The organism is Polymorphobacter fuscus (assembly GCF_011927825.1).
GTDB classification, from domain to species: Bacteria; Pseudomonadota; Alphaproteobacteria; order Sphingomonadales; family Sphingomonadaceae; genus Sandarakinorhabdus; species Sandarakinorhabdus fusca.
Genome location: NZ_JAATJI010000001.1, coordinates 1,377,706 through 1,404,313, shown reverse-complemented (window position 1 = coordinate 1,404,313; position 26,608 = coordinate 1,377,706). Strand labels below are relative to the sequence as shown.

The window sequence follows — 26,608 nt, the reverse complement described above, 5'->3', positions numbered from 1 at the left end:
GGCAAGCCACTCTTGTGTTGTGCAATTGCCACACCATATCGGGGCCGAACGGAGTTCCCAGACCCATGAACATCGAAAAATTCACCGATCGCGCCAAGGGGTTTCTCCAGTCGGCGCAAACCGTGGCGATCCGCAACAACCACCAGCGGGTGGCGCCGGAACATGTGCTGAAGGCGTTGCTGGAGGATGAGGAGGGCATGGCGTCCAACCTCATCCGCGCCGCCGGCGGCAGCCCTGCGACGGCGATGCAGATGACCGACCAGGCGCTTGCCAAGATCGCGCAGGTATCGGGCGCCGGCGCCCAGAACATCAGCTGGGACAATGACACGGTGCGCGTGCTCGACAGCGCCGAAGCCATCGCCACCAAGGCGAAGGATTCGTTCGTGACCGTCGAGCGGCTGTTGGTGGCGCTGACGCTGGCGACAACGACCGCCGCCGGCAAGGCGCTGGCGGCGGCCGGTGTCACCGCGCAGGCGCTCAACACGGCCATCGAAAGCGTGCGCAAGGGCCGCAGCGCCGACAGTGCCGGCGCCGAAGCCCAGTTCGACGCGCTGTCCAAATATGCCCGCGACCTGACCCAGGCGGCGCGTGATGGCAAGCTCGATCCGGTCATCGGCCGCGACGAGGAGATTCGCCGCACGATCCAGGTGCTGGCGCGGCGCACCAAAAACAATCCGGTGCTGATCGGCGAACCCGGGGTCGGCAAGACCGCGGTGGTCGAAGGCCTGGCACTGCGCATCGCCAATGGCGACGTTCCCGATGGCCTGAAGGACAAGCGGCTGATGTCGCTCGACATGGGCGCGTTGATCGCCGGTGCCAAATATCGCGGCGAGTTCGAGGAGCGGCTGAAAGGCGTGCTCGACGAGGTGCGCGCCGAAGGCAGCGACGTGGTGCTGTTCATCGACGAGATGCACACGCTGGTCGGGGCCGGGGCGTCGGAAGGTTCGATGGATGCATCGAACCTGCTGAAGCCGGCGCTGGCGCGTGGCGAACTTCATTGCATCGGCGCGACGACGCTCAACGAATATCGCAAATATGTCGAAAAGGACGCAGCGCTCGAACGGCGGTTCCAGCCGGTGATGGTCGGCGAACCGACCGTCGAGGACACCGTCTCGATCCTGCGCGGGTTGAAGGAGAAGTACGAGCTTCACCATGGCGTGCGCATCACCGATGGCGCGATCGTGGCGGCGGCGACGCTGAGCAACCGCTATATTTCCGATCGCTTCCTGCCCGACAAAGCCATCGACCTGATGGACGAAGCGGCGTCGCGCCTGCGCATGGAGGTCGAATCCAAGCCCGAGGAGATCGAGAATCTCGACCGGCGGATCGTCCAGCTGAAGATCGAGGAAGGTGCGCTGGCGCGCGAGACCGATACCGCGTCGAAGGACCGGCTGGCGGCGCTGCGCGGCGAGCTGGCCGACCTGGAGGAACAATCGCGCGCCCTGACGCTGCGCTGGCAGGGCGAGCGCGACAAGATGGCGGCGGCGACGCAGATCAAGGAAAAGCTCGATGCCGCGCGGCTCGAGGTCGAGCAGGCGCAGCGCGGCGGGGATTATGCCAAGGCCGGCGAGATCACCTATGGCCGCATTCCCGATCTGGAACGCCAGCTTGCCGAAGCCGAAAGTGCGACGGCGAATGCTATGACACGCGAGGAAGTGACCGGCGACGATATCGCGGCGGTGGTGTCGCGCTGGACCGGCATTCCCGTCGACCGGATGCTGGAGGGCGAGCGCGACAAGCTGATGAAGATGGAGGACATATTGTCCGCCCAGGTCATCGGCCAGTCGGCGGCGGTCCATGCCGTGTCATCGGCGGTGCGGCGGGCGCGGGCCGGGTTGCAGGACCCCAACCGGCCGCTCGGCAGCTTCCTGTTCCTGGGGCCGACGGGCGTCGGCAAGACCGAATTGACCAAGGCGCTGGCGAACTTCCTGTTCGACGACCCGCGCGCCATGGTCCGCATCGACATGTCGGAATATATGGAAAAGCACGCCGTGGCGCGGCTGGTCGGGGCGCCTCCCGGCTATGTCGGCTATGAAGAGGGGGGGGTGCTGACCGAGGCGGTGCGGCGGCGGCCGTACCAGGTCGTGCTGTTCGACGAGGTCGAAAAGGCGCACGGCGATGTCTTCAACATCCTGCTGCAGGTGCTCGACGATGGCCGGCTGACCGACGGCCAGGGGCGGACGGTGGACTTCACCAACACGATCATCATCCTGACGTCGAACCTGGGCAGCCAGTATATTGCCGCGCTGCGCGACGATCAGCCGGTCGCCGATGCCGAGGCGCAGGTGATGGAAGTGGTGCGCGGGCATTTCCGGCCCGAATTCCTCAACCGGCTCGATGAAATCGTGCTGTTCCAGCGGCTGGGGGTCAGCGCCATGGCGCCGATCGTCGACCTGCAGGTGCTGCGCGTCCAGGCGCTGCTGAAGGATCGCAAGGTGACGCTCAACCTGACCGATGCCGCACGGCGCTGGCTGGCGCGTGTGGGATATGATCCGGTCTATGGCGCGCGGCCGTTGAAACGGACCGTGCAGAAGCATCTGCAGGACCCGCTGGCGGAACTGATCCTGTCGGGCGCGGTGGCGGACGGATCGACGGTCAACGTCGATGAGGGCGATGGCAGGCTGGCGTTGACGCCAGCCTGAGCGCCGGAGCCTCAGTTGCCGCCGGAGCGGGTGCGCATCTCATCGGCCATGGTGCGCGTCTGGTTCTGGTTGACGTCGTCTATATAGGCCCATTGGGCGCGGCTGTGGCAGGTCTTCTTCGACTTCACCAGGCTGCCGGTTTCCTTTTCCTTGCGGCAGACGATCTCCTGGTTCTTGTCGGTCGTGGCGCCGGCGACCACCGGGGCCGGGGTCTGCGCTGTGGCGGCACTTGCGGCAAGCAGAGACAGGAACGAGAGGGTGACGATCAGGCGCATGATGGTTTCCTCGGATGATGTTGCGGCGCAAAATATCAGCGGCAGTCGGTATCGGCAAGAGGTGAACGCGCCGTAACGATCGGCCGGGGTTGCGCCGATGGAACAGGGTGGCCAAATGCGCCGATGACAAGTCCCGCTGCCATCGTGCGCGACCCCCTGTGGTTTGCCCACCGCTATGACCCCGGTCATGATGCCTTTCAGTTCCGGCGGTTGTCGCGTGACGACCATCGCGCCGCGACCTTCCTGACCGACGATTATCTGGGGGTGGCAGTGCCGACGGCGGTGCGGCGTTCGGATGCGCTGGCGGCGGCGCCGGCAACGGGGCCTTTGCACTTCATCTTTCATTCGGCCTTTTGCTGTTCGACCGTTCTCGCGCGCGCCTTCGATGTTCCGGGCGCGGCGATGGGGATCAAGGAGCCGGTGCTGCTCAACGACCTTGTCGGCTGGCAGCATCGCGGCGGCTCGGCTGCGCAGATCGCGCCGGTTCTCGATGCCGGGCTGACGCTGCTGGCGCGGCCGCTGGGCGCCGGCGAAGCCGTGATCGTCAAGCCCTCCAATGTCACCAACGGCCTGGCGCCGGGGATGATGACGATGCGGCCCGCGGCGCGCGCGCTGCTGCTGTACGCGCCGCTGCGCGTGTATCTGGCGTCGATCGCGCGCAAGGGCATGACCGGGCGGTTGTGGGTGCGTGACCTGCTGGTCAAGCAGCTGCGCGAAGGGCTGCATCCCTTCGGCTTCACGGGGGAGGATTATCTGGGCCAGACCGATTTGCAGGCGGCGGCCATCGGCTGGCTGGCGCAGCATGCACTGTTCGCGCGGATGGCCGAAACGTTCGGCGACAGGGTCCGAACCGCCGATTCCGAGCGGTTGATGACGGACCCGGTGGCCACGTTGGCGGCGTTGGCGACGCTGTTCGGCGTGACGCTCGATGCGGCGGAGATCGCGCAGGGGCCGGCCTTTACCCGCCATTCAAAATTCGGCGGGGCGTTCGGTGCAGCGCAGCGCGTCGACGAGCAGGTCCAGGGCACGAGCGGCCATGCCGACGAGATCGACAAGGTGGTGGTCTGGACCGAAGCGGTGGCCGCGAGTGCCGGCGTGCCGATGGAGCTGCCGCAGCCGTTGCTGCGCTGAGGCAGGGCGGATCCCGAAGGACGGATGCTCTGCCACCGGATACGATGAGCTTTCCATAAACAGAAAAGGGCGGGTCTTGCGACCCGCCCTTTCCTTTGCCGATGTGGCGTTCGCTTAGAAGCGGACGTTGATCTGGGCAGCATAACGGCGGCCCAGCGCGTCGTAGGTCGACGGATAGGTGTTGCCGCTGTTGAAGCTGGTCGAACCAGCCGACGAACCGACGAGCGGGGGCTTCTTGTCGCCGAGGTTGGTCACGGTCAGGATGAGCGCGATGTTCTCGACGATGGTGAAGCGACCGGTCAGATCGAAGTAGTTGTACGACGGGATGCGACCGAAGCTGCCGAACAGGGGATCCTGCTCAACCGCGTCGAGCGGCTCCTGCTGCACCTTGTCGATGTGGCGCCACAGCAGCGACACGTCGAAGGTGTTGAAGCCCAGCGTGGTGCGCAGCGACGACTGCCACTTCGGCTGGATCGACCCGGTGAACGAGCAGTTGACCGAGTAATAGCCAACGCACTCACGTGCAAAGCCGGTCGGCGAGGTGACATCGGCGTTGAAGGTCGAGCTGAAGGTGTAGTTGAAGTTCCCCGTCAGACCCAGCTTCGCAAAGCCGATGTCGCGCGAGTAGAACGCCGTCACGTCGAGACCGTCGGTCTGGATGCGACCCAGGTTCGACTGCACGGCGAACAGACCGCGGGTGGTCGACGGATCGCCGTCGAGACCGCCGCTGGCCGGGTTGCGCCCGATGGCCTGGCACGCCGCGCTGTTGGCGTTGGGGCTGGTGTACGGCGGCGCACCGAAGCAGGCGGCGACGATGTCACCCGGCAGCGGCGACGACACGGCGTCCTTCACGGTGATGTTGTAGTAATCGGCCGTGATGGCAAGGCCCGGCGCGAACGACGGCTGGAACACTGCACCGACGGTCCAGGTGTTGGCCGTTTCCGGCTGCAGGTTGAGGTTGCCACCGGTGGTCAGGTTGGCCTGGCCGGCCGTCGGCTGCTGGATGCCGCCGATCGACGTGGCCGGAGCGCCCTGTGCAAGGCAGACCGTCCGCAGTGCGGTGTTGGTGACCGGGTTGGCACCGGCGCAAGGATCGACGCTGAGGTTGGTCAGGCCGGTCGTGACGGGCGTGAACAGTTCACCGATGTTCGGAGCGCGGACAGCGCGGCTGTAGTTGCCGCGAACCTTGAAGCCCTGCACCATTTCCCAGGTGCCGCCGGCCTTCCAGGTGAAGGTGTCGTAGCTGGGGTTGCCCGGGGCATCGACCTTGTAGTCCGAATAGCGCGCACCGGCTTCCAGAGTCAGGTTTTCGAAGAAGGGCTTGTCCTGGACCAGCGGTGCGATCAACTCGCCATAGACTTCCTTGACGTCATAGCCGCCGTTGATGTCCGGAGCGGCACCACCGGCACCACCCAGCTCGCCTGGCGTCTTGGCGAGCGAGTCGGCGCGCTGCGAGGCGGTGTACTTGCGATATTCACCACCGATGGCGAAACCGATCGCGTCGGTCGCCGACGGCAGAGCGATGCCGATGTCCCCCGAGATCAGGGCGCGGGCCTGGGCCAGCGACGTCTTGATGACCGTGCTGCTTTCCGCGGTCAGATAGGCAGCCTGTGCCGGCGAGATCGAGCCGGCGGGGCCGAACCAGTTGACCGGAACGCAGCCGGGATCGGAGCTGATGCAGTTGGTGGTGTTGTTGGCGAGCAGCGTGTTGCGCGCCTTCGAAGTCAGCACATAGCCCTGGAGCGCCTGACGGTTCTCCGATTCGCCGTAGCCACCCGACAGGTCATAGTCGATCGAGTCGGTGATCGCACCGCGCACACCGGCGCGGTAATCGAAGATCGTCGTGGTATATTCGGAGATACGCGGACCCAGCTCGGTCGTACGACGCGCGAGCGCCGTTTCCACCGTGCGGTAGTTCGGATCCGTCGGGCCGGTCGCGGTCGCGGCGGCGGCGCACTGCGCCGGCGTGAAGCGCGCCTGATAGGCCGTGGTGCTGCCGACGTTGGCGGCGCAGAACTGGTTGCGCAGGCCGGCGGGCAGATACGGGTTGTTCAGGTTGATCGTGACCGGCGAACCGAAGACACCCGATGCAGCGATGACGGTGTTGACGGTGTTCTTCGAGAACAGGCCGCGTGCATAGACTTCGAGGTGGTCCGAAACGTCGTACTTGGCCTGGGCGTACATGTTGAAACGCTCGAACGGCGTCTGGAAGATGTTGGCCGGGTTGAAGTTGAACGGCGCGAACAGCGCGCGTGCCGTGCCGGTGGTCGGATCGAGCTGCAGGTTGCCGTTGGCAACCGCGGGGTTGGTGCTGGGCAGGCCGGTCGTGGCGTCGATCGGGCGGACGCCGGTGAAGCGCGACGGGATGGCCGTGCCCGAACCGCCGGCAGCGCCGGTGAACGAATCGACGTTGTTGGCGGAGAATTCGCGTGCGCCCTGATAGACCGGATCGGCCTTCTGGTAGCCGACCGACAGCACGGCGTTACCGCGGCCGCCATCGAAGTTGCCACCGATGGTGAGATCGGCGCGGACGGTCTGGCCGTCGCCCTGTTCGGTCAGGCTGGTGCCGAGCTGCAGGTCGATGCCCGAGAAATCCTGCTTGGTTACGAAGTTGACGACACCCGAGATGGCGTCGGCGCCATAGGTGGTCACGGCCGCACCGGTCAGCGAGTCGACGCGCTCGACGAGTGCCAGCGGGATGTTGTTCAAGTCGACGCGGCCGGCGAGGCCCGACGGCGCGATACGGTTGCCATCGAGCAGGACGATGTTGCGGATCGAACCGATACCGCGAAGATCGACGTACGAAGCGCCGCCGTTGCCGTTGTTGACGGCCGAACCGATGCTGGGGACGACGCCCGGAATGTCACGCAGAACTTCTTCGGCGACGTTCGACGCGCGCAGCTGGATGGTTTCGGCGGTGGTCACGATGACCGGCGCTGCAGAGACGAGGTTGGGGTTGCGGATCAGCGAACCGGTGACGACGATCGCGGCGTCTTCGTCGGCGGCCGCTGCGGCCGTCGTCGTGCTGCCGGTGGTGCTCTGGGCGTAGGCCGCGGCGGGCATGGCCAGCATCGCGATGGCGAGCGTGGCGACGCCACCCTTCAGGGCAGCCCGGTTGAGCGAGGTCTTCGCAACAATCACAGTGGGATCCTTTTCAAGAAAATTGATGATGCGACGATCGCAGCAACTCAGCGCGTGCCGAAGCCCGCCTTCCTCACCTTGATTTCACCCTGCCCCTCAGCAGCGCATCGCTTCAGCCGTTGTAGCTGGGATGATGTTTCCCTGATTCTAAGGGGAGTTGTAAAGCGATCGTCACATGAACGCGCTATTCGCCGCCAAAGTGTTGCGCTGCGGCAACATCCGCTGCATGCGGCGAAGGCTTAATTCGGCGTGAACGGCTGCCACGGGCCTCAGCCGGCGCCGAACGTCGCCATGCTGCGGCCCTGGGCATCGAGGACAGCGACGTAATCGCGCAAAAGGTCCCGCTCCACCGGCGTCAGATAGGGGTTCCAGGTGTCGATGATGAGCACGGCGCGGAGCTTGTCGGAGCCGTTGCGTGCCTCGTGCTCGATCGAGTCGTCGAAGGCAAAGGCTTGGCCCTCCACCCAGGGGCGGCTGTCGTTGCCGACCCGAAAGCCGCACAGTTCCGGAACGATCAGCGGCAGGTGCACGATCGTCCGGATGTTGGTCGCGCCGGTGTGCGGCGGAATATGGGTGTGGGGTTTCAGCAGCGAAAAGAACGCCACCGGGCCGCGACCGGGCAGGTCGAACAGCGGCAGCGTATCGAGCAGCGCCGCCGTTCGCGGGCAGCGTGCGCGGATCGCCGCGTTGGGGATCCCGTGCTGGATGAGGAACTGTGCCGCCCAGGCATCGCTGTGGTTGAGCGTCGCCCATTGGTTGACCGGCGCCCCGGGCGGATAGGCGACGTAGGGGGCGAACCCTGCATCGCCCGCCGCCAGCAGCGCCTGGAGTTCGGCGCGGATGACGGGGGTCGCCGCTTCCAGCTGCGACAGCCAGGGGAAATGGGCGCGGTCGAAGAACTGCACCGGGGGCAGATAGGGATAAGCCAGGACAAGCGGCTGTGGGTGGTAGATGCGGCGCCGGCCCAAGCCGATTTCCACGGCGTGCCGAAAGCGCTCGGTCGCCTGCGGCGATTCGGCGTCGAGCCGGTCCCCGAGCACCGTTTCGAGCCGCACTTCGAGCGCGTCATTGGCGGCCTGCAGCACGGCGCGGGCATGGGCGACACCAGCCGCGAATCCGGGCCCCATCGGCGCCGCCGGGTCGAGCGCCGCGATCAGGCGCTGGTAATGGGTGATCGCGCCGACGCCGTCCCCGCGCGTTTCGAGCAGCCGCGCCTTGGCGAGCAGGGCATGGGCGAAATAGGGGTCGCGGGTCAGCGCCTCATCGACCGCGGTTTCGTGCGACGCGGCGTCGCCGGCGGCGTGAAGGGCGGTAGCGAGATTGTAGAACAGCAGTGGCGACGCGGGATCGGCGACGACGGCGCGGCGCAACAGCGCGACGGCAGAGGCGACCTGCCCCTGGGACAGCGCGCGCAGCCCGGCGGCGTTGAGGCCGGCGGCGTCGTCGGTCAACGGCCGCACGCCGGCCGAAACGAAGCGGCGGCTGCCTTCAAATGCGGCCCTTTGCCTGCATCTCGGCGAAGCGGTTGGTGGCGACCACCGCATCGGCATAGGCTTCCTGGAACTCGTGGCTCCAATAGCGCAACGCCGGCAGCGGAATGCGCCGGCCGGTGACGGCGCAGGTGACGAAGTCCCCCGGGGCAAGCACCTGGTAGCTGCCGGACAGGTAGCGCAGGCGAGCGGGGCGACCGAGCGAATCGAGCATCAGAACAGACTTCCTTGCGGCGGCGGGGCCTTGATCGGCTTGGGCCCCGCATTGCCGGGCGTGGCGAGAGTTTCGCCATCGGCGAAGCGGATCGTCAAGCGGCTTTGTGTGCGGGCACGGTCAGCGCTGGCGACGAGCGTGCCGTCGGCGGCGAAGACCAGCGCATAGCCGCGCGCCAGCACCTGGTCCGGGCCGAGTGACGCCAGCAGCCGCCCGGCCTGATCGACACGGGCCCGGGCCCGCGCCGTGGTGGTGGTCAGCAACAGCGGGCGCAGTCGCGCGGCGCGCGCCGCCAGTTGCGCCGCATCTCGTGCCACAAGTCCGCGGGCGGCGCGATCGAGCCGCAGGCCGGCGGTGTGCAGCGCCGCCGCCGCCCGGTCGCGGCGGGCGCCGAGCATGGCCGGGCGCAGCGCCGCGCCGGCGCGTTCCGCACGGGTGCGCCAATGCGCCGCAGTGGTGCGCAGCCCGCGCGGCAGTCGGTCCGACAGTTCGTCGGCGCGCTGTGTCGGCAAGGCCAGCAGCGTGCGCGGCGCGGGCAGGCGGCGCGCGGTGGCGGCGGCGCGCTCGCGGCGCAGGTCGACGAGTCGCGCCATGGCGCGATCGAGGCGGGCAGCGGCCATGGCGACCGCGGCGGTCAGTTCGGCGCGCACCGGTACCGCCCGCTCGGCGGCGGCGGTGGGGGTGGGGGCGCGCCAGTCCGACGCGAAATCAACCAGGGTCGTGTCGGTTTCATGGCCGACGGCGCTGATGACGGGGATGACGCTGTCGGCAACGGCGCGGACGACGATTTCCTCGTTGAAGGCGGCGAGGTCCTCGATCGAGCCGCCGCCGCGGGCGACGATGATCAGGTCGGGGCGGGGCACGCGGCCGCCGCCGGCAATGGCGTTGAAGCCGCGCACGGCGGCGGCGACCTGGGCGGCCGCGGTCTCGCCCTGCACCGCCACCGGCCAGACGAGGACATGGCGCGGAAACCGGTCGGCGAGGCGGTGGAGGATGTCGCGGATGACGGCGCCGGTCGGCGAGGTGACGACGCCGATGACCTGCGGAATGAAGGGCAGGGCGCGCTTGCGGGCGGGGTCGAACAGCCCTTCTGCGGCCAGCTTCAACCGGCGCGCCTCGATCTGTGCGAGAAGGGCGCCGACGCCGGCGGGTTCCATGCGATCGACGATGATCTGGTATTTGGACCGGCCCGGAAAGGTCGTCAGCTTGCCGATGGCGATGACTTCCAGCCCGTCTTCGGGGCGGAACACCAGCGTCGCGGCGCTGCCCTTGAACATGACGAGGTCGATGCAGGCGCGATCGTCCTTCAACGTGCCATACCAATGGCCGGAGGCATGGCGCTTGAACCCCGATAGTTCGCCGCGCACGCGGACCTGGCCGAACGCCGTCTCGACGGTGCGTTTGAGCGCGCCGGCGATCTCGCTGACCGAATATTCAGGGGTGTTGCCGGGGGGTTCGCTCACCGGCGTCTCATAGGATGGAAGTGCGGAGCGCGAAAGGCTTGGCGTCGTCGGTCGCCCGCCTGCCACCGCCCGGCCCGGAGTTGCTTGCCCCTGATGGTGACGCTGTTATGAGCCTGTTGCATGACCACGCCCGCAACCATCGACATCCTCGTTCTGGGCGGCGGCGGCCGCGAACATGCGCTGTGCTGGAAACTGCACCAGTCGCCGCGCGCCGGGCGGATCGTCTGCGCGCCGGGCAACGCCGGTATCGCCCAGGTGGCGGAGTGCATCGACCTTGCCATCGCCGATCCGGGCGCCGTGACGGATTATGCCCGCGACCACGACATCGGCCTTGTCGTCGTCGGCCCCGAAGGCCCGCTCGTCGCGGGCGTCGTCGATGCACTGCGCAGCGCGGGCATCCCGGTGTTCGGACCGACGGCGGCGGCGGCGCGGCTGGAGGGATCGAAGGGGTTCACCAAGGACCTGGCGCGCGCCGCCGGCATTCCCGGGGCAGGCTATCGCCGCTTCGCCAGCGCTGCCGATGCGCATCATTATGTCGCCGTCCATCCGCTGCCGGTGGTCATCAAGGCCGATGGCCTGGCATCGGGCAAGGGCGTCACCATCGCCGAGACCAACGAGGAAGGTCTGGCGGCGCTCGCCGACATCAATGGCCCGGTGGTGATCGAGCAGTGCCTCGAAGGCCCCGAGGCCAGCCTGTTCGTGCTGACCGACGGCAAGACGGTGTCGATCTGGCCTTCGGCGCAGGACCACAAGCGCGCTTTCGATGATGATACCGGCCCCAATACCGGCGGCATGGGCGTGATTTCCCCGGCGCCGGCGCTGACCGACGCGCTGCTGTCGCAGGCGGTCGCCCAGATCATCAAGCCGACGCTGAAGGCGCTGTCCGATGCCGGCACGCCCTATACCGGGGTGCTCTATGCCGGGCTGATGCTGACGGCATCGGGGCCCAAGCTGATCGAATATAATTGCCGCTTCGGCGATCCCGAGGCGCAGGCATTGATGTTGCGGCTCGACAGCGATCTGGTCGAGCTGCTGCTCGCCTGTGCCGAAGGGCGGCTGCACGATGTGACGGCACGCTGGTCGCCCGAAACCGCGGTCGCCGTCGTCTATGCTGCCATGGGCTATCCCGGCACGCCGGTCAGCGGCACGGTGATCGACAACATCGACGGCGCCGAGGCGCTGGGTGTGCAGGTCTTCCACGCCGGCACCCGGCGCAATGCTTCCGGCACTTTGGTCGCCGCCGGCGGCCGGGTGCTCACCATCGCGGCGCTGGGCGCCGATATCGGCGAGGCACGGTCGCTCGCCTATGCGGCTATCAGAAAGATCCGCTGGCACGGCGGCTTCTATCGGCGCGATATCGGCAAGCGATAGCGATCGGGCCAAGCGGGAGTGCGTGCCGTGGAGATGAGTGAACGTCAGCAACAATTTTCAGGCACCGGGGACATCCGCCAGGGCCAGGAAATCGACATCGCACGGCTGTCGGCGTGGATGGCCGACAATGTCGCCGACTTTGCCGGGCCCTTGTCGGTCGCGCAGTTCAAGGGCGGCCAGTCGAACCCGACCTACAAGTTGATGACGCCGCGCCAGAATTATGTGCTGCGCCGCAAGCCGCCGGGCATATTGTTGCCCTCCGCCCACGCCGTCGACCGCGAGTATCGCGTCATTACCGCGCTCCACGGCCAGGGGTTCCCGGCGCCGCGCACCTTCGGCCTGTGCATGGACGACGGGGTCATCGGCACGGCCTTCTACATCATGGACTGCGTCGAAGGCCGGGTGATCTGGGACGCGACCTTTCCGACAGCGACGGTCGAAACGCGCGGTGCCTATTTCGACGCGATGAACAAGACCATCGCCGATCTTCACATGATCGATATCGAAAAGGCCGGGCTGTCGGATTTCGGCAAGCCCGGCAATTATTTCGCGCGCCAGATCGGCCGCTGGTCGCGGCAATATCTGGAAGACCCCGACGCCGGGCGCGTGCCGTCGATGGACAGGCTGGTGGAATGGCTGCCGGCCAATATTCCGCCTGGCGACGAAACCAGCGTCGTCCATGGGGACTATCGCTGCGACAACATGATCTTCCATCCGACCGAGCCCCGGGTGCTGGCTGTTCTCGATTGGGAGTTGTCGACGCTGGGCCATCCGCTGGCCGATTTCAGCTATCACCTGATGATGTACCGGATGCCGCCGGCGACGACGACCGGCCTGATCGGTGCCGATCTCCCGGCGCTCGGCATCCCGACGGAGGCGGAATATGTCGCCGCCTATTGCAGGCGCACCGGACGTGACGGCATTGCCGACCTCGATTTCTATGTCGCCTACAACATGTTTCGGCTGGCGGGCATCATCCATGGCATCCGCGGCCGGGTGATCCGCGGCACCGCCGCCAGCGCCCATGCGAAGAAAAGCGCCGAAGGCGTCGAACTGCTTGCAGACCTGGCGTGGTCGCAGGCGCAAAAGTGCGGCGCGCGCTGATCTGACGAAAAAGGGCGGCGCCTTGCGGCACCGCCCTTTCCGTTCTTGTCGCCGACCGCGTTACTGCGGCGTGGTCGGCGGCGTCGTCACCGGCGGCGGGGCCTGTTCGGCGCCCGGTGCCACCTGCGGCGCCGGCATCACACCCGGCTGGCTCGTATCCGGACCCATCTGGCCCGACATCGGCGCCTGTGCGGCCGACGGCGACGAGCCCGTGCTGGCGTAATTGCCGGCCGATGCGAGCTGCTGCTCGTTCAACTGCCGCGTTGCGGCGCGCTGGTCGTTCATCGCGGACTTGGCCGACTTCTTGTGCTGACCGGCCATGGCGCCGCTGCTTGCGAGGCCTGCCACCATGGTGGCGATCACGAGTGTCTTGCTGATCATGACATATCTCCTGTGATGTGCTGCCCTGTTCGTCATGCTCAACCCATGTCGCGTCGCTCGGGTTGCATGGCGGCCGACGAGCTGTGCCGGATCACCGACGAAGTGTTGCCGGTCGAAATGGCATTGCATGCGCCGCCGGCGCGGTTACCAAGGCGCTGGAGCGACGGGGATTATCGATGAAAACTTGGGCGGCGCTGCTGGTGACGCTGGTGGCGGCAATGTTGCTTGGCATTGTTGCCGCGCAGCCACCGGGGCCGCTGGGCACCGATGCACCGGCGGACACCTTCTCGGCAGGGCGCGCCATGGCCGATGTCCGCGCCATGGCGCGGGAGCCGCATCCGACAGGGTCACCCGCCAACGATGTGGTGCGCGCGCATCTGACCGAACGACTGCGGGCGATGGGGTTCAGCGTGCGCCAGGTCGCGGTGCCGCTGCCCGCCAAGGCCGTCGCGCGCGCCCGGCAATGGGGTGTCGTCGACGCCGATGCAGCGAGCGCGGTCAATATCGTCGCATTGCGCCCCGGCGGCGACCCGGCGGCGCCGGCGGTGGCGATGATGGCGCATTACGACAGCGTCGGTTCGTCGCCCGGCGCGGCCGACGATGCCGCTGGCGTCGCCGCGGCGCTGGAAATCGCCCGGGCGATCCCGCGCGAAGCCCAGACACGCGACCTCGTCGTCCTGCTGACCGATGGCGAGGAACTGGGGCTGGTCGGCGCGCGCGGCTTTTTCGCCGAAGGCACCACGGGCGATCCGCTTGCCGGTCGCATCGGCGCCATCGTCAACATGGAAACCCGCGGCGGCGGCGGCCGCGCCTTCATGTTCGAAACCGGGCCCCAGGCGGGACGGATGATCGACTTGTATCGCAATGTCGTGCGGCAGCCCTCGACGACGTCGATGGCGGTGAAACTCTATTCGCTGCTGCCCAATTCGACCGATTACACGGCGGCGCTGAAGCGCGGCATTCCGGGCTTCAACCTCGCCTTCACCGGCCGCGCCGGCCTGTACCATTCGCCGCTGGCGACGCCTGACAATCTGGAACAGGGGGCGCTCCAGCATCTGGGATCGCAGGGCCTCGACCTCACCCGCGCGCTGCTGACGGCGGCCGACCTGCCAGCGGCAGCGCCCGACGTCGTGTTCGGCGACGTGCTCGGGGCGTTCACCTTCGCCTGGCCGCCGGCGTTCGGCTGGCTGTTGATCGGCGCAGCGGCGCTGCTGACCATCGCCGCCGGGCGGCGTGCGCAGGGCCAGTGGCGCTGGTCGGGGGTGGCCGGCGGGGTGCTCGACGGGCTCGGGTTCGCGGCGGCAGCGGCGGCCTTGCTCTATTTTGGCAACCTCCTGTCGGGCGCCGATGGCGAGACAAATTATTACGACCGGCTGGCGGCGCTGCCGCGGCTGGAAGTCCAGGCGCTGCTGCTGTTCGCCGCCGGGCTGGCGGTTGCGCTGGCGCTGCTGCCGCGCCGGCGGACGCGCTGGGATGGCTGGCTGGGGCTGGCAGCGCTTAATCTGGGTATCGCGCTGGCGGTGCAGGTCATGCTGCCCGCGGCCGGCGCGATCTTCACCCTGCCGCTGCTGCTGGCGACGCTCGTCATGGCGGCGGCGGCATCGCGCCCGACACTGGCGACGCCGCTGGCGATGGGTGTCGCGGTCCTGGCGCTGGCGTGGCTCGGCGGGCTGGCGCACAGCGTGCTGCTCGGCATCGGTGCCGGCATGCCATCGGTGGCGGCGGTGTTCGCGCCGCTGACCTTGCTGCTGCTGTGGCCGCTGCTGCCGCGTGTGTCGCGGCGATCGGCGGCGGTGGCGGCGCTGCTGCTGGTGGCGGTCGCCGGCGGGCTGGCGCTCTGGGTGCGGCTCGACCCGGTGGCCGCGAGCGTGCCGCCGTTTCCGCCCAAGGGGTAGCGGCGTCAGTCCAGCGGCCCCGGTGCACTGCGCACCGGCACCGCCAGCACCTTGTCGACCTTGCGGCCGTCCATGTCGACGATTTCGAACTTCCAGCGCTTCAACGTGAAGGTCTCGCCGGTTTCCGGCAAGTGGCGGAAATGTTCGAGGACGAAGCCGGCGACGGTTTCATAATCCCGGTCGGCAGCGAGATCGAAGCCCAGCCGGTCGGCCATTTCATCGGCCGGCAGCGCCCCCGAGAACAGCCATGACCCGTCGTCGCGCTCGACTGCCGGCGGGTCGTTGGCATCGTCGACATCGGAGCGGAATTCGCCGGCAATGGCGGCAAGTAGGTCGGCGGGGGTGACGATGCCTTCGAAATGGCCATATTCGTCATGGACGAGGGCGATGGGGATCGGCGCATCGCGCAGCACCGCCAGCGCATCGACGGCGTCGATGACATCGGGAATGACCGGCGCCGGTCGGGCCAGCGCCGCGATGTCGAGCGGCCGGCCCTCGATCAGCGCCTGGACGACGTCGCGCGCCTGCAGGACCCCGATGATATTGTCGACGGTGCCGCGCGCCACCGGCAGGCGGGTGTGCGGGCTGGCGGCGAGATGGGCGCGGATGGCGGCTTCGGTCATGTCGGCGTCGATCCAGTCGACCGCGCCGCGCGGAGTCATGACGCCGCGCACCCGCCGGTCGGCGAGGCGCATGATTCCCGAAATCATCTGGCGCTCGCTTTCCTCGATGACGCCGGCGGTCTCCGCCTCCTGCACCACCGATCGCAATTCCTCCTCGGTGACGCGGTTGTCGCCATCGCGGGCCTGGCCGAGCAGCTTGAACACGGCCGCGCTCGAGCGGTCGAGCGCCCACACCGCCGGCGTCGCCACCCGCGCCACGATCTTCATGACCGGCGCCACCGCCGATGCCAGCTTTTCGGGCGACCGCAGTGCGAACTGCTTGGGGACGAGCTCGCCGACGATCAGCGACAGATAGGTGGTGATGACGATGACGACACCAAAGCCGATTTCCTGCGCCAGCGCCTCGCGAAAGCCGAACAGCGCCGACAGCCGCTGGCCGACCGGCAGGGCCAGCGTTGCCCCCGAATAGGCACCGTTGAGAATGCCGACGAGCGTGATGCCGATCTGCACCGTCGACAGGAAGGCGCTGGGGTTTTCGGCAAGGCCGAGCGCCGTGCGGGCGCCGCGGTGGCCGGCGGTGGCCATGCCACGCAAGCGAGGGCGGCGGGACGAAACGATCGCCATCTCCGACATGGCGAAGAAACCGTTGAGCAGGATCAGCGCCAATATGATGGCGACATCCAACCAGGGGAAAGGCTGCATCGGCTCCGGAACGCGGCGCGGGGCCGCAGTGCCCGCTCATGGTCACCATAGGGCCAAAAGCGGCCGGCGCGAAGGGATTCCGTTCATCGACCACTCAGCCCGGCGGTGGGATGGGGCGTTGTGATCGTTTCACGCGGCGACTATGTCGCTGTCAGCTATCAAAGGGAGGCACCCATGCCCATCAAGACACGAATCCTGCTGGCGGTCACCGCGTCGAGCCTGGCGCTGGCGGCCTGCGTCACCGACCCCGAAACCGGGCAGCAGGGGATCAGCCGTGCCGGTGGCGGCGCGCTGGCCGGTGCCGGGGCCGGTGCCTTGCTCGGGGCGCTGCTCGGCGGCCGCAACAACCGCGCCGAAGTGCTGATCGGCACCGGCATCGGCGCCATCGCCGGCGGCGCGATCGGTGGATACATGGACCGGCAGGAGCGCGAATTGCGCGCCCGCACCGCCGGCACCGGCATCGAAGTCGAGCGCCAGGGCGACGAGATCAACCTGAAGCTGCCCGCCGGTGTCACCTTCGACTTCAACTCGGCGGCGGTGAAGCCCGACTTCCGCCCCGCGCTCAACCAGGTCGCACAGACGCTGGCGTCCTTCCCGTCGACCTTCGTCGATGTGTCGGGCCATACCGATGCGATCGGGTCGGTGGCGGTCAACCAGCGCCTGTCGGAACAGCGCGCCCAGTCGGTCGCCGATTATCTGACCTACCAGGGCGTCGCGCGCCAGCGTATCGCGACACGCGGCTTCGGCAAGTCGATGCCGATCGCCAGCAACGATACCGACGAAGGCCGCGCCCAGAACCGCCGCGTCGAAATCAAGATCTCGCCGGTGACCGAGCAGGACATGCGCAGCCCGGGCGGTGCCCCCGGCTATAACAACCCGCCGCCGCGCCCCGGCACGCCGGTGCGGCCTTACCCGAACTGAGGTTTGCCGGGGGCCTGGTCCGGGCCGCGCCCGACCAGGCCCCTTGCGGCCGTCAACCCCGCAACGCGGCGCCCAGTTTTCCGGCCGCGGCAATCACCTTGGCCGAAACCGCCTCGATGTCGGCATCGGTCAAAGTCGCTGCGGTCGGTTGCAGCGTCACTTCGATGGCAAGGCTGACCTTGCCGGCGCCCAGCCGTTCGCCGGCGAAGCGATCGAAGACGCGGACGCCGGTGATCAGCGCCTTGTCGGCAACGGCGGCGGCGCGGACCAGGGCATCGGCCGCGAGGCTGTCGTCGGCAACAAAGGCGAAATCGCGCGTGACCGCCTGCAGCGCCGGCGGCGCATAGGGTCCGCGCGCCTTGCGGCCGCGCGGCGGCGGCAGCGCGTCGAGATAGAGTTCGACGGCGGCAACGGCGCCCTTCAGATCGAACAGTGCCAGCGTCGCCGGATGGACAAGCCCGAAGTCGGCCAGCACCGCCTTGCCGAGCACCAGCCGGCCGCTGCGACCGGGGTGCCACCAGGGGTCCGCCGGGGCCGCAACGGTCAGGCGATCAACGGGCGCACCGGCGGCAGCGAGCGCTGCCAGTGCTTCGGCCTTGGCGTCATAGGCGTCGAAGCCCAGCGAGGCCGCCTGCCAGCCGCGCGGACGCGCTTCCCCGGCGAGCAACAGCGCCGCCGTGGAGCGTTCGCCGCTGGCCAGATAGCGCTGGCCAAGTTCGAACAATCGCACCGAAGATGCGCCGCGGTCCTGGTTGCGCCGTGCTGCCGACAACAGGCCGGGGAGCAGCGACGGCCGCATCGCCGCCATGTCGGCCGAGATCGGGTTGGCGAGGGTGAAGGCCGCGCCGCCGAAATGGTCGGCCTGTGCCGGGGGCAGAAAGCTCCAGGTCACCGCCTCGTCGGCCCCGCGGGCGGCAAGGGCGCGGCGCAGTTTGCGCTCCAGCTTCTGCGCCGGTGTCGCGGTCGGGCGCGCAACGCCTTCGGCACGCGGCAACGGCGCCGCCAGCACCCGGTCGAGGCCATGGATGCGGACGACTTCCTCCACAAGGTCGGCCTCGCCATCCCAGCGCTCGCTGGCGCCGGCGACGCCGACGTCGCGGCGCCAAGACGGGACCGTGACCGACCAGCGTTCGCCGCGCGTCACGCCGAAGCCGAGCCGGGTCAGGATATCGGCCTGCGCGTCCTCCGGCACGTCGATCCCGGCAAGGCCGAGGACGCGCGAGGGGCGATAATGGACGGTCTTTTCGGCAACAGGCGGCGTGCCGGCGCGTGTCACCGCGCTGGCCGTGCCGCCGCACAGGGCCAGCACGAGGTGCGTGGCGACGGCCAGCCCGTCATCGAGGAAGGCCGGGTCGACACCGCGTTCGAAGCGGGACCGCGCATCGCTGGTGAGCGTGAGCTTCTGGCCGGTCAGCGCGATGCTTTCCGGGTCGAAATAGGCGCATTCGATCAGCACGTCGGCGGTGCTTTCGGAACAGCCCGAGTGCATGCCGCCCATGATGCCGCCGATATCATGGACCATGGCGTTGTCGGCGATGACCGTCATCGTCGGATCGACGCTGTAGGTCTTGCCGTTGAGGGCGAGCACCTGTTCGCCGGCATGCGCCTTGCGCGCCACCAGCCCGCCGTCGAGTTTGGCGCGGTCATAGACGTGGAGCGGCCGGCCGAGGTCAAACATGACGAAGTTGGTGATGTCGACAAGCGCGGAAATGGGCTTCTGGCCGATGGCGCGCAGCTTGGTCTGCAGCCAGGCGGGCGACGCGGTATTGGTGACGCCGCTGACGGTGCAGGCGAAGAACGCCGGGCAGCCGGCCGGATCGTCGGTGCGGACATCGGGGCCGGAACCGTGGCGCGGCACGTCGAAACCGGCGACACGATAGGCTTCGGCGAGCGGCTTCAGGCGGCCCAGACCGAGCGCCGCCAGGTCGCGGGCGATGCCGCGCACGCCCATGCAATCCTGCCGGTTCGGCGTGATCGCGACGTCGAAGACCGGGTCGGCAAGGCCGGCATAATCGACATAGCGTGCGCCCACGGGTGCGTCGGCGGGCAGGTCGATGATGCCATTATGCTCGTCGGACAGTTCGAGCTCGCGCATCGAGCACATCATGCCGCGCGATTCGACGCCGCGGATGGCAGCGACCTTCAACGTGATGTCGCTGCCCGGCACATAGGTGCCCGGCGCGCCGAACACGCCCTTCATGCCGGCGCGGGCATTGGGCGCGCCGCAGACGACCTGCATCGGTTCGCCGCCGGTCGACACCGACAGGATCTGCAGCTTGTCGGCCTGCGGGTGCGGCGCCGCGCTCAACACTTCGGCGACGGTGAACGCTGCCAGCTTTGCCGACGGATCGTCGATCGCCTCGACTTCGAGGCCGAGTGTCGTCAGCGCGGCCGACAGGTCGTCGACGCCGGCATCGGTGTCGAGATGCTCCTTGAGCCAGGACAGGGAGAATTTCATGACGATACGCCAGCAGACAGGGTGGGGACATCGAACGCCGAAAAGCCGTGGTGCTTCAGCCAGCGCAGATCGGCATCGAAAAAGGCGCGCAGGTCGGTCATGCCATATTTGAGCATGGCCAGCCGATCGATGCCGACGCCGAAGGCAAAGCCCTGATATTCCTCCGGATCGAGTCCGCAGGCGGCGATGACGCGCGGATGGACCATGCCGCTGCCGAGCACTTCGAGCCATTTGTCGGCATCGGCGCCGGCGGCAGGCTTGCCGGTTTTCGACGAATAGCCGACATCGACCTCCACCCCCGGTTCGGTGAAGGGGAAATAGCTGGGGCGAAAGCGCAGCGTCACGTCATCGACTTCAAAGAACGCCTTGATGAAGGTTTCCAGCGTCCAGCGCAGTTGCGCCAGCGTCGTGCCGCGGTCGATGACCAGCCCTTCGACCTGGTGGAACATCGGCGTGTGGGTGGCGTCGCTGTCGCTGCGATAGACGCGGCCCGGCGCGATGATGCGAATGGGCGGCTTCTGCGACATCATCGTGCGGATCTGCACCGGCGACGTATGCGTGCGCAGCACCAGCTTGCCGGCGGTTTCAGGCGGTTGCGCGATGTAGAAGGTGTCGTGCATCGCCCGCGCCGGGTGGCTTTCGGGAATGTTGAGCGCGCTGAAATTGTGCCAGTCGTCCTCGATCTCCGGCCCGGTGGCGACAGCGAAGCCCAGGTCGGCGAAAATCTCGGCCAACTCGTCCATCACCTGGCTGACCGGATGAATCGAGCCGACCGGCGTCGCGGCGACCGGCAGCGTCATGTCCTGGCGTTCGGCGGCGAGGCGGGCGTCGAGCGCGGCGGCCTCGAGCGCGGTCTTGCGTGCCGACAGGGCAGCGGTGACCGCTTCGCGCAGGCCGTTGAGGATGGGGCCCTGCGTCTGGCGTTCCTCCGGCGACATCTGCCCGAGCGTCTTGAGCAGGGCCGTGACCGTGCCGGATTTGCCCATGGCCGCGACCCGCACGGCCTCGATCGCGTCGGGGGATCCGGCCTCGGCGATGCGGGTCAGCAGGTCGGCCTGCAGGCTGTCGATGGTCTCGGAACTTGTCATGGGCGCGGGGTCTAGCGGCGAAGCCGGCGGAACGGAAGGGGGTGGTGGTTTGCCGCAAGGCGGGAACCGTGCCGGTCAGGCTTCGTTACTTTTCGGACACGCCCCGAAGCAATCTTCTGAAACGATCTTCCGCAGCAATCTGGAGCAACGTCATGGATCGAAGCCAACTCCTGCCCGCGCTCAACATGTTCACGTTGGTCGCGGTCCTCCTCGTCCTGGTGATCGGCTTTGCCTTTTACTGGTCGAAGCGGTCGAACCGCCCTCCCAAAGACGGCGGCACGCCGACCGACGACGGTTCGGTCTGAACAAAAAAGGGGCGCGGAAGGCAAAACCTTCCGCGCCCCTTTTTTCGCCCGCTGCTGTTAAGCGGCGACCTTGGCGTCGAGTGCCGACTGTGCCTGGGCGATGATCGCCTTGAACACTTCGGGCTCGTGCATGGCGAGGTCGGCCATGACCTTGCGGTCGATTTCGATCCCGGCGAGCTTGGTGCCGTGCATGAACACGCCGTAGGTCAGGCCCTGTTCGCGCACCGCAGCGTTGATGCGCTGGATCCAGATGGCGCGGAAGCTGCGCTTTTTGACCTTGCGGTCACGATACGCATATTGGCCGGCCTTTTCGACCGCCTGCTTGGCGATACGGATCGTGTTCTTGCGACGGCCATAATAGCCCTTCGCCTGTTCAAGGATCCGCTTGTGACGAGCGTGAGTCGTCGTACCACGTTTGACGCGTGCCATTTACCTGGCCTCCTTACTTGAGACCATAGGGGGCCCAGAGCTTCACCCGGGGCGTATCGGCCTCGGACAGCACTGAAGTCCCGCGATTCTGGCGGATATACTTGGCATTGTGGCTGATCAGCCGGTGACGCTTGCCAGCGACGCCGTGCTTGATCTTGCCGGTCGCGGTGATCTTGAATCGCTTCTTGACACCGCTCTTGGTCTTGAGCTTGGGCATTTCGTCTCCTTAAGACGCATCATTGAACAGCCACGGCAGCCCATTCAGCCGGGCGGTTCGGTCATGCGAAGCGCGGGGCTATAGCGGCAAGGGGGCAGGCGCGCAACCGCCATCACCGTCATGTTGCCAGCGCCCGGCCGGTCGGTCACGCTTCGGCGGTCAACAGGCAGGATGCGCGCGATGGATTTCGATGTTCCCCCCCAGCTGGCCGCCTATCTCGCCGAGCTCGATGCCTTCATCGAAGCCGAGATCAAGCCGATCGAGAATCGCGACGACAATATGCGCTTCTTCGACCATCGCCGCGAATATGCGCGGACGGACTGGGAGGCCGGCGGTCTGCCGAAACATGAGTGGGAGGCGCTGCTCGCCGAGGCGCGCGATGTCGCCGACAAGGCCGGTCATTACCGCTTCGCCTGGCCGGAAAGCATGGGCGGCAAGGGAGGCAGCAACCTGGCGATGGCGGTCATCCGCGAACATCTGGCGGCGCGGGGCCTCGGTTTGCACAACGACCTGCAGAACGAACATTCGATCGTCGGCAACAATCCCTTCATCCTGCTGTTCAAGGAATTCGCGACTCCCGAACAATATGCCCGCGATGGCGAGGCGGTGATGTCGGGAGCGATGCGGACGGTGTTCGGGCTGACCGAGCCCAACCATGGCAGCGACGCGACCTTCATGGAAACCCGCGCCGTGCCCGAAACCCGCGACGGTGTCGAAGGCTGGCGCATCGACGGCGAGAAGATGTGGTCGACCGGCATGCACGTCGCCACCCATGCGATGGTCTTTGCGCGGACCAGCGGCAAGGACGGCGATGCGACGGGGATCACCTGCTTCATCGTGCCGGCGACGACGCCGGGGGTGAAGGTGGAGGAATATCTGTGGACCTTCAACATGCCCACCGACCATCCGCGCGTCAGCTTCACCAATGTCTGGGTGCCGCATGACGCCTATTGGGGGCAGATCGACCGCGGGCTGGGCATCGGCCAGTCGTTCGTCCACCAGAACCGCATCCGCCAGGCGGCGTCGTCGCTGGGGGCGGCGCATTATTGCGTCGAGGAATCGGTGAAATATGCGCGTTCGCGCAAGCCGTTCGGCAAGCCCTTGTCCGACAACCAGGCGATCCAGTGGCCGCTCGTCGAACTGGCGACGCAGATCGAGATGCTGCGCCTGCTGATCCGCAAGACGGCGTGGCAGATGGACCGGATGGAGCACAAGGCGATCGAGCGCGAATTGTCCGACAAGGTCAGCATGTGCAACTATTGGGCCAACCGGCTGGTCTGCGAGGCCGCCGACCGTGCCATGCAGGTGCATGGCGGCATCGGCTATTCGCGCCACAAGCCGTTCGAGCACATCTATCGCCACCACCGCCGCTATCGGATCACCGAAGGATCGGAAGAAATCCAGATGCGCAAGGTGGCGGCGTTCCTGTTCGGCTATCTGGGGCCGCGCCGGGCGCTGTTCGCGGGGTCCTAGCCGATCGCCGCCTGCGGCCCTGGGCGCCGGCCGGGACCGTGTTCGCCGAACCGTTCGCGGTCCTGCCTTCAGATGCAGGTGGCCAGAGTGGACGATCCGCGCTAGGCAGCCTTGCGGGGAATTCGACAGGGTCAACAGAATGCAAGGCGATGTAGCGGCCGGCGCGCTTTCCCAACATGTCTGGAGTGCCCAGCATCTGCGGCTGGCGATCGATGCCGCCAGTGTCGCGCTGTGGTCGTGGGACCTTGTCGACGACAGTTTCGCGATGGACGATCACGCCTTCGAGCTTTGGGCCATTCCCTGGGCGCTGGCGGTCAGTTTCGAAACCATGTCGGCGCGCATCCATCCCGCCGACCGCGACCGGGTGCGGGCTGCGTTCACCGCCACGCGCTCGGTGCCCGGCCCGTTCGAGATCGATTTCCGCATCATCGTCGATGACGACATTCGCTGGATTTCGGCGCGCGGCCACGCGCCGGAGGCAGGGGACGGCGAGACGATGATGTACGGCGTGTTCCTCGATGTCACCGGCCGCAAGCAGGCCGAGGAAGGCAATGAGCTGCTGGCCGGCGAGATGAGCCATCGTGTCAAGAATCTGCTCGCCATTGCCGGCGCCTTGACCAGGATCAGCAGCCAGTCGGCATTGAGCGTGGAAGAGATGACGCAACAGCTGATGCAGCGCCTCAGCTCGCTGGGCCGTGCGCACGACCTGGTGCGACCGCTGCCGGGCGAACAGGGGACGGCGGCGCTGCTGGGCGACCTGTTGTCGGTGCTGCTGTCGCCTTATGACGACAGCGGTGCCTTTTCGGGGCGCATCCGGGTTGCCGTGCCGCGCATGGGGGTCGGCGAATCGACCGCCAACACCCTCGCCATGGTCATTCATGAACTGGCGACCAATTCGGTCAAGCATGGCGCCTTGTCGGCGGAAGACGGCATGCTCGACGTTTCGGGTCATACCGAAAACGACATGCTGCACATTGTCTGGGCCGAAACCGGTGGCCCCGATGTCGACCATATCCCCGAAATGACCGGCTTCGGCAGCCGCATGATCCAGCGCAGCGTCGCCACCCAGCTCGGCGGGTCGCTCGATTACGACTGGCAGGAAAGCGGGCTGGTGGTGACGCTGAGCATGCGCAAGGACCGGCTCGACCGCTGACCTGGCGGCTTTGCTGCACTGCCACATTTTCGTCATGACACGCGCCTAAGGGGCATGAGCCGGATTTCACGCGGCGGTGTGTTCCCGTTCATGCGGGCGATGGCAATGTGTGCAATCCGTCTTTGTCGCCGCCGTTAAACACGCTCAGCCGCGCCCTGCCCAAGAGTTTCCTTGTCATGAAGATCATGTTCGGCCGTTGGCTGGCGCTGCTGATCGCGGCGCTGGCAATGCCTGCCGCCGCGGGCGCGGCAGCCCCGCGCATGCCGTCGGCCGCCACCGCCGCCGAGCCCTATATCGTCCTTGGCTATCACGACATCGCGGCGCACGGCCAGAAAACGCCGCCGTTCGACCGGATGGCGGTCGCCGACCGCAATTTCGAGGAGCATATCGACTGGCTGCTGGCGCATGGCTATCATTTCATCAGCCTGCAGCAGGTCATCGATGCCCATGACGGCAAGGCAGTGTTGCCAGCAAAGGCGATCCTGCTGACCTTCGACGATGGCTTCGAGAGCTTCTACACGCGCGTGTTCCCGGTGTTGAAGGCGCGGCGGATTCCCGCCATCGCGGCGTTGATCGGCACCTGGATGGATGGCGCCGACAAGCCCGATGTGCCCGGCGTCAAGCCGGTGCTGAACTGGCAGCAGGTGCGCGAACTGCAGGCGTCGGGGCTGGTCGAGATCGCCTCGCACAGCTTCGACATGCACCGCAGCGTCGATTCGAACCCCGAAGGCGGCCGCGGCGCCGCCGTGACCACTCGCCGCTACCTGCCTGCCGACCGCCGCTATGAAAGCGATGTCGAATATGCGGCGCGGCTGGCCGCCGGCATGAAACGCAGCAGCGACTTCATCTTCAAGCACACCGGCAAGCGGCCGCGCGCGCTGGTCTGGCCGTTCGGCGAATATAATGCGCTGTCGGTCGCTGCCGCGAAAAAGGCCGGCATGCCGATTACCCTGGCGCTCAACGATGGCGCCAATGATGCGCGCGACAGCCTCGCGGTCATCGACCGGCTGATGATGGCCGATGATCCCGAGGTGCCGGCCTTTGCCGACATCATCACCACCCTGCGCGCCGACCGGCCGCAGCGGGTGATGCATGTCGATCTCGATTATGTCTTCGACACGGACCGGGTCCAGCAGCGCCGCAACCTCGACGCGCTGATCACCCGGGTGGCGGCAACAGGCGCGACCACCGTCTATCTCCAAGCCTATTCGGACCCCGATGGCGATGGCAATGCCGATGCGCTGTACTTTCCCAACCGCCACCTGCCGGTGAAGGAAGACCTGTTCGGCTATACAGCGGCACAGTTGAAGAACCGCGCCGGCGTGAAAGTCTATGCCTGGATGCCGATGATGGCCTTCAAGGCCGATCTGCCTGATGCCTGGTATGTGAAGGAATGGCGCGACGGCAAGGCCCGGACGCCGCGCCACATCTATACCCGCCTGTCGCCGTTCGTGCCGGCGGCGCGGCGCTGGGTCGGCGATCTCTACGAGGATCTCGCCAAATATGCCGCCTTCGACGGCGTGTTGTTCCACGACGACGGCATATTGTCGGATTACGAGGATGTGTCGCCCGCGGCGCTCGCCTGGGGCCGCAAGGCCTGGGGCCTGCCGACCGATGTCGAAACGCTGCGCGCCACACCGGCGTCGCGGCTGGCCTGGGGGCGGCACAAGGCCGAGCTGATGGCCGATTATACCGACGAACTGGCAGCGCGGGTGCGCGTCTATCGGTCGTATATCAAGACCGCGCGCAACATCTATTCGCGGCCGATCCTGCAGCCCGATGCCGAGGAATGGTATGCCCAGTCGCTGCCGGTGTTCCTGAAACATTATGACTTCGTCGCCGTGGAGGCGATGCCCAGGATGGAGGAAGCCGGGGACGGCGACGCCTGGTTGAAGACGCTGGTCGCCACGATCGCGGCGACGCCCGGCGCCATCGACCGCACCGTGTTCGAGCTTCAGTCGGTCGACTGGCGCCACAAGACGCCGGTGCCGGGGGCGGCCTTTGGCGCCGAAGTCGCGCTGTTGAAGGCGGCCGGCGCACGGCACTTCGGCTATTACCCCGATGACGGCCACACCAACACGCCGCCGCTGGCCACGGTGCAGGCGGCCTTTGCCCGGGGCGCGTTGCCGTGA

General features: G+C 67.3%; 22 protein-coding genes. 11 read left to right on the top strand and 11 right to left on the bottom strand.

Annotated features, from left to right (window positions below; genetic code table 11):
• Positions 1 to 65: 65 nt before the first annotated feature.
• A complete protein-coding gene (gene clpB / locus GGQ62_RS06715; protein ID WP_152579009.1) occupies positions 66 to 2,642 on the top strand; it encodes an ATP-dependent chaperone ClpB in 2,577 nt (858 codons plus the stop codon).
• A gap of 11 nt (positions 2,643 to 2,653) precedes the next feature.
• Here the strand turns inward: clpB and GGQ62_RS06710 are convergent, their stop codons facing one another.
• Positions 2,654 to 2,917: a hypothetical protein gene (locus GGQ62_RS06710; protein ID WP_152579010.1), complete on the bottom strand. Its 264-nt coding sequence runs from the start codon at positions 2,915 to 2,917 to the stop codon at positions 2,654 to 2,656.
• Between the two features lie 123 nt (positions 2,918 to 3,040).
• Between GGQ62_RS06710 and GGQ62_RS06705 the strand changes: the two genes are divergently transcribed.
• Complete coding sequence (locus tag GGQ62_RS06705) at positions 3,041 to 4,048, top strand: hypothetical protein (protein WP_152579011.1); 1,008 nt, start codon at positions 3,041 to 3,043, stop codon at positions 4,046 to 4,048.
• A gap of 114 nt (positions 4,049 to 4,162) precedes the next feature.
• Here the strand turns inward: GGQ62_RS06705 and GGQ62_RS06700 are convergent, their stop codons facing one another.
• From GGQ62_RS06700 to xseA, 4 genes are all read right to left on the bottom strand, one after another.
• A complete protein-coding gene (locus tag GGQ62_RS06700) occupies positions 4,163 to 7,120 on the bottom strand; it encodes a TonB-dependent receptor domain-containing protein (RefSeq protein WP_152579029.1) in 2,958 nt (985 codons plus the stop codon).
• Between the two features lie 338 nt (positions 7,121 to 7,458).
• Positions 7,459 to 8,640 carry an aspartyl/asparaginyl beta-hydroxylase domain-containing protein gene (locus tag GGQ62_RS06695; protein WP_167649508.1) on the bottom strand — a complete coding sequence of 394 codons (1,182 nt, stop codon included), beginning with the start codon at positions 8,638 to 8,640 and terminating at the stop codon, positions 7,459 to 7,461.
• Positions 8,641 to 8,677: 37 nt separating this feature from the next.
• The gene (locus GGQ62_RS06690) at positions 8,678 to 8,893 is read right to left on the bottom strand and encodes a DUF2093 domain-containing protein (protein WP_152579013.1); all 216 of its coding nucleotides are present in this window, start codon (positions 8,891 to 8,893) and stop codon (positions 8,678 to 8,680) included.
• Positions 8,893 to 10,356, bottom strand: a complete 1,464-nt coding sequence (xseA, locus tag GGQ62_RS06685) for an exodeoxyribonuclease VII large subunit (RefSeq protein WP_167649507.1) — start codon at positions 10,354 to 10,356, stop codon at positions 8,893 to 8,895. Before xseA ends, GGQ62_RS06690 begins: the two co-directional genes overlap by 1 nt.
• A 138-nt stretch (positions 10,357 to 10,494) precedes the next feature.
• On the opposite strand from xseA, the gene purD reads away from it, so the two are divergent.
• Both purD and GGQ62_RS06675 read left to right on the top strand, forming a co-directional pair.
• Positions 10,495 to 11,727, top strand: coding sequence for a phosphoribosylamine--glycine ligase (purD, locus tag GGQ62_RS06680; protein WP_152578903.1), 1,233 nt, complete (start codon positions 10,495 to 10,497; stop codon positions 11,725 to 11,727).
• A 33-nt stretch (positions 11,728 to 11,760) separates the two neighbouring features.
• On the top strand, positions 11,761 to 12,831 hold the full coding sequence (locus GGQ62_RS06675) for a phosphotransferase family protein (protein WP_152578889.1): 1,071 nt from the start codon (positions 11,761 to 11,763) through the stop codon (positions 12,829 to 12,831).
• Positions 12,832 to 12,891: 60 nt separating this feature from the next.
• Here the strand turns inward: GGQ62_RS06675 and GGQ62_RS06670 are convergent, their stop codons facing one another.
• A complete protein-coding gene (locus GGQ62_RS06670) occupies positions 12,892 to 13,212 on the bottom strand; it encodes a hypothetical protein (protein WP_152578888.1) in 321 nt (106 codons plus the stop codon).
• Positions 13,213 to 13,257: 45 nt separating this feature from the next.
• Between GGQ62_RS06670 and GGQ62_RS16590 the strand changes: the two genes are divergently transcribed.
• Both GGQ62_RS16590 and GGQ62_RS06665 read left to right on the top strand, forming a co-directional pair.
• The gene (locus GGQ62_RS16590; RefSeq protein ID WP_279379640.1) at positions 13,258 to 13,392 is read left to right on the top strand and encodes a hypothetical protein; all 135 of its coding nucleotides are present in this window, start codon (positions 13,258 to 13,260) and stop codon (positions 13,390 to 13,392) included.
• Positions 13,389 to 15,107 (top strand): M28 family peptidase, encoded by a 1,719-nt coding sequence (locus GGQ62_RS06665; RefSeq protein WP_152578887.1) that lies wholly within the window; start codon positions 13,389 to 13,391, stop codon positions 15,105 to 15,107. The genes GGQ62_RS16590 and GGQ62_RS06665 overlap by 4 nt, the downstream gene beginning before the upstream one ends.
• A gap of 5 nt (positions 15,108 to 15,112) precedes the next feature.
• Here the strand turns inward: GGQ62_RS06665 and GGQ62_RS06660 are convergent, their stop codons facing one another.
• The gene (locus GGQ62_RS06660; protein ID WP_152578886.1) at positions 15,113 to 16,432 is read right to left on the bottom strand and encodes a hemolysin family protein; all 1,320 of its coding nucleotides are present in this window, start codon (positions 16,430 to 16,432) and stop codon (positions 15,113 to 15,115) included.
• A gap of 174 nt (positions 16,433 to 16,606) precedes the next feature.
• Here GGQ62_RS06660 and GGQ62_RS06655 point away from each other — a divergent pair, with 174 nt between their 5' ends.
• On the top strand, positions 16,607 to 17,353 hold the full coding sequence (locus GGQ62_RS06655; protein ID WP_152578885.1) for a YiaD family glycine zipper/OmpA-like lipoprotein: 747 nt from the start codon (positions 16,607 to 16,609) through the stop codon (positions 17,351 to 17,353).
• Positions 17,354 to 17,405: 52 nt separating this feature from the next.
• Here GGQ62_RS06655 and pheT read toward each other — a convergent pair whose 3' ends face one another.
• A complete protein-coding gene (pheT, locus tag GGQ62_RS06650; protein ID WP_152578884.1) occupies positions 17,406 to 19,811 on the bottom strand; it encodes a phenylalanine--tRNA ligase subunit beta in 2,406 nt (801 codons plus the stop codon).
• Positions 19,808 to 20,899 (bottom strand): phenylalanine--tRNA ligase subunit alpha, encoded by a 1,092-nt coding sequence (pheS, locus tag GGQ62_RS06645; RefSeq protein WP_152578883.1) that lies wholly within the window; start codon positions 20,897 to 20,899, stop codon positions 19,808 to 19,810. Before pheS ends, pheT begins: the two co-directional genes overlap by 4 nt.
• A gap of 152 nt (positions 20,900 to 21,051) precedes the next feature.
• On the opposite strand from pheS, the gene GGQ62_RS06640 reads away from it, so the two are divergent.
• On the top strand, positions 21,052 to 21,204 hold the full coding sequence (locus tag GGQ62_RS06640; protein ID WP_153401461.1) for a hypothetical protein: 153 nt from the start codon (positions 21,052 to 21,054) through the stop codon (positions 21,202 to 21,204).
• Positions 21,205 to 21,261: 57 nt separating this feature from the next.
• Here GGQ62_RS06640 and rplT read toward each other — a convergent pair whose 3' ends face one another.
• A complete protein-coding gene (rplT, locus tag GGQ62_RS06635; protein WP_152578882.1) occupies positions 21,262 to 21,633 on the bottom strand; it encodes a 50S ribosomal protein L20 in 372 nt (123 codons plus the stop codon).
• Between the two features lie 13 nt (positions 21,634 to 21,646).
• The gene (gene rpmI, locus GGQ62_RS06630; RefSeq protein ID WP_152578881.1) at positions 21,647 to 21,850 is read right to left on the bottom strand and encodes a 50S ribosomal protein L35; all 204 of its coding nucleotides are present in this window, start codon (positions 21,848 to 21,850) and stop codon (positions 21,647 to 21,649) included.
• 180 nt (positions 21,851 to 22,030) lie between these two features.
• Between rpmI and GGQ62_RS06625 the strand changes: the two genes are divergently transcribed.
• From GGQ62_RS06625 to pgaB, 3 genes are all read left to right on the top strand, one after another.
• On the top strand, positions 22,031 to 23,323 hold the full coding sequence (locus GGQ62_RS06625; protein ID WP_152578880.1) for an acyl-CoA dehydrogenase family protein: 1,293 nt from the start codon (positions 22,031 to 22,033) through the stop codon (positions 23,321 to 23,323).
• 139 nt (positions 23,324 to 23,462) lie between these two features.
• Positions 23,463 to 24,476, top strand: a complete 1,014-nt coding sequence (locus GGQ62_RS06620) for a sensor histidine kinase (protein WP_152578879.1) — start codon at positions 23,463 to 23,465, stop codon at positions 24,474 to 24,476.
• Between the two features lie 176 nt (positions 24,477 to 24,652).
• Positions 24,653 to 26,608 (top strand): poly-beta-1,6-N-acetyl-D-glucosamine N-deacetylase PgaB, encoded by a 1,956-nt coding sequence (pgaB, locus tag GGQ62_RS06615; protein WP_152578878.1) that lies wholly within the window; start codon positions 24,653 to 24,655, stop codon positions 26,606 to 26,608.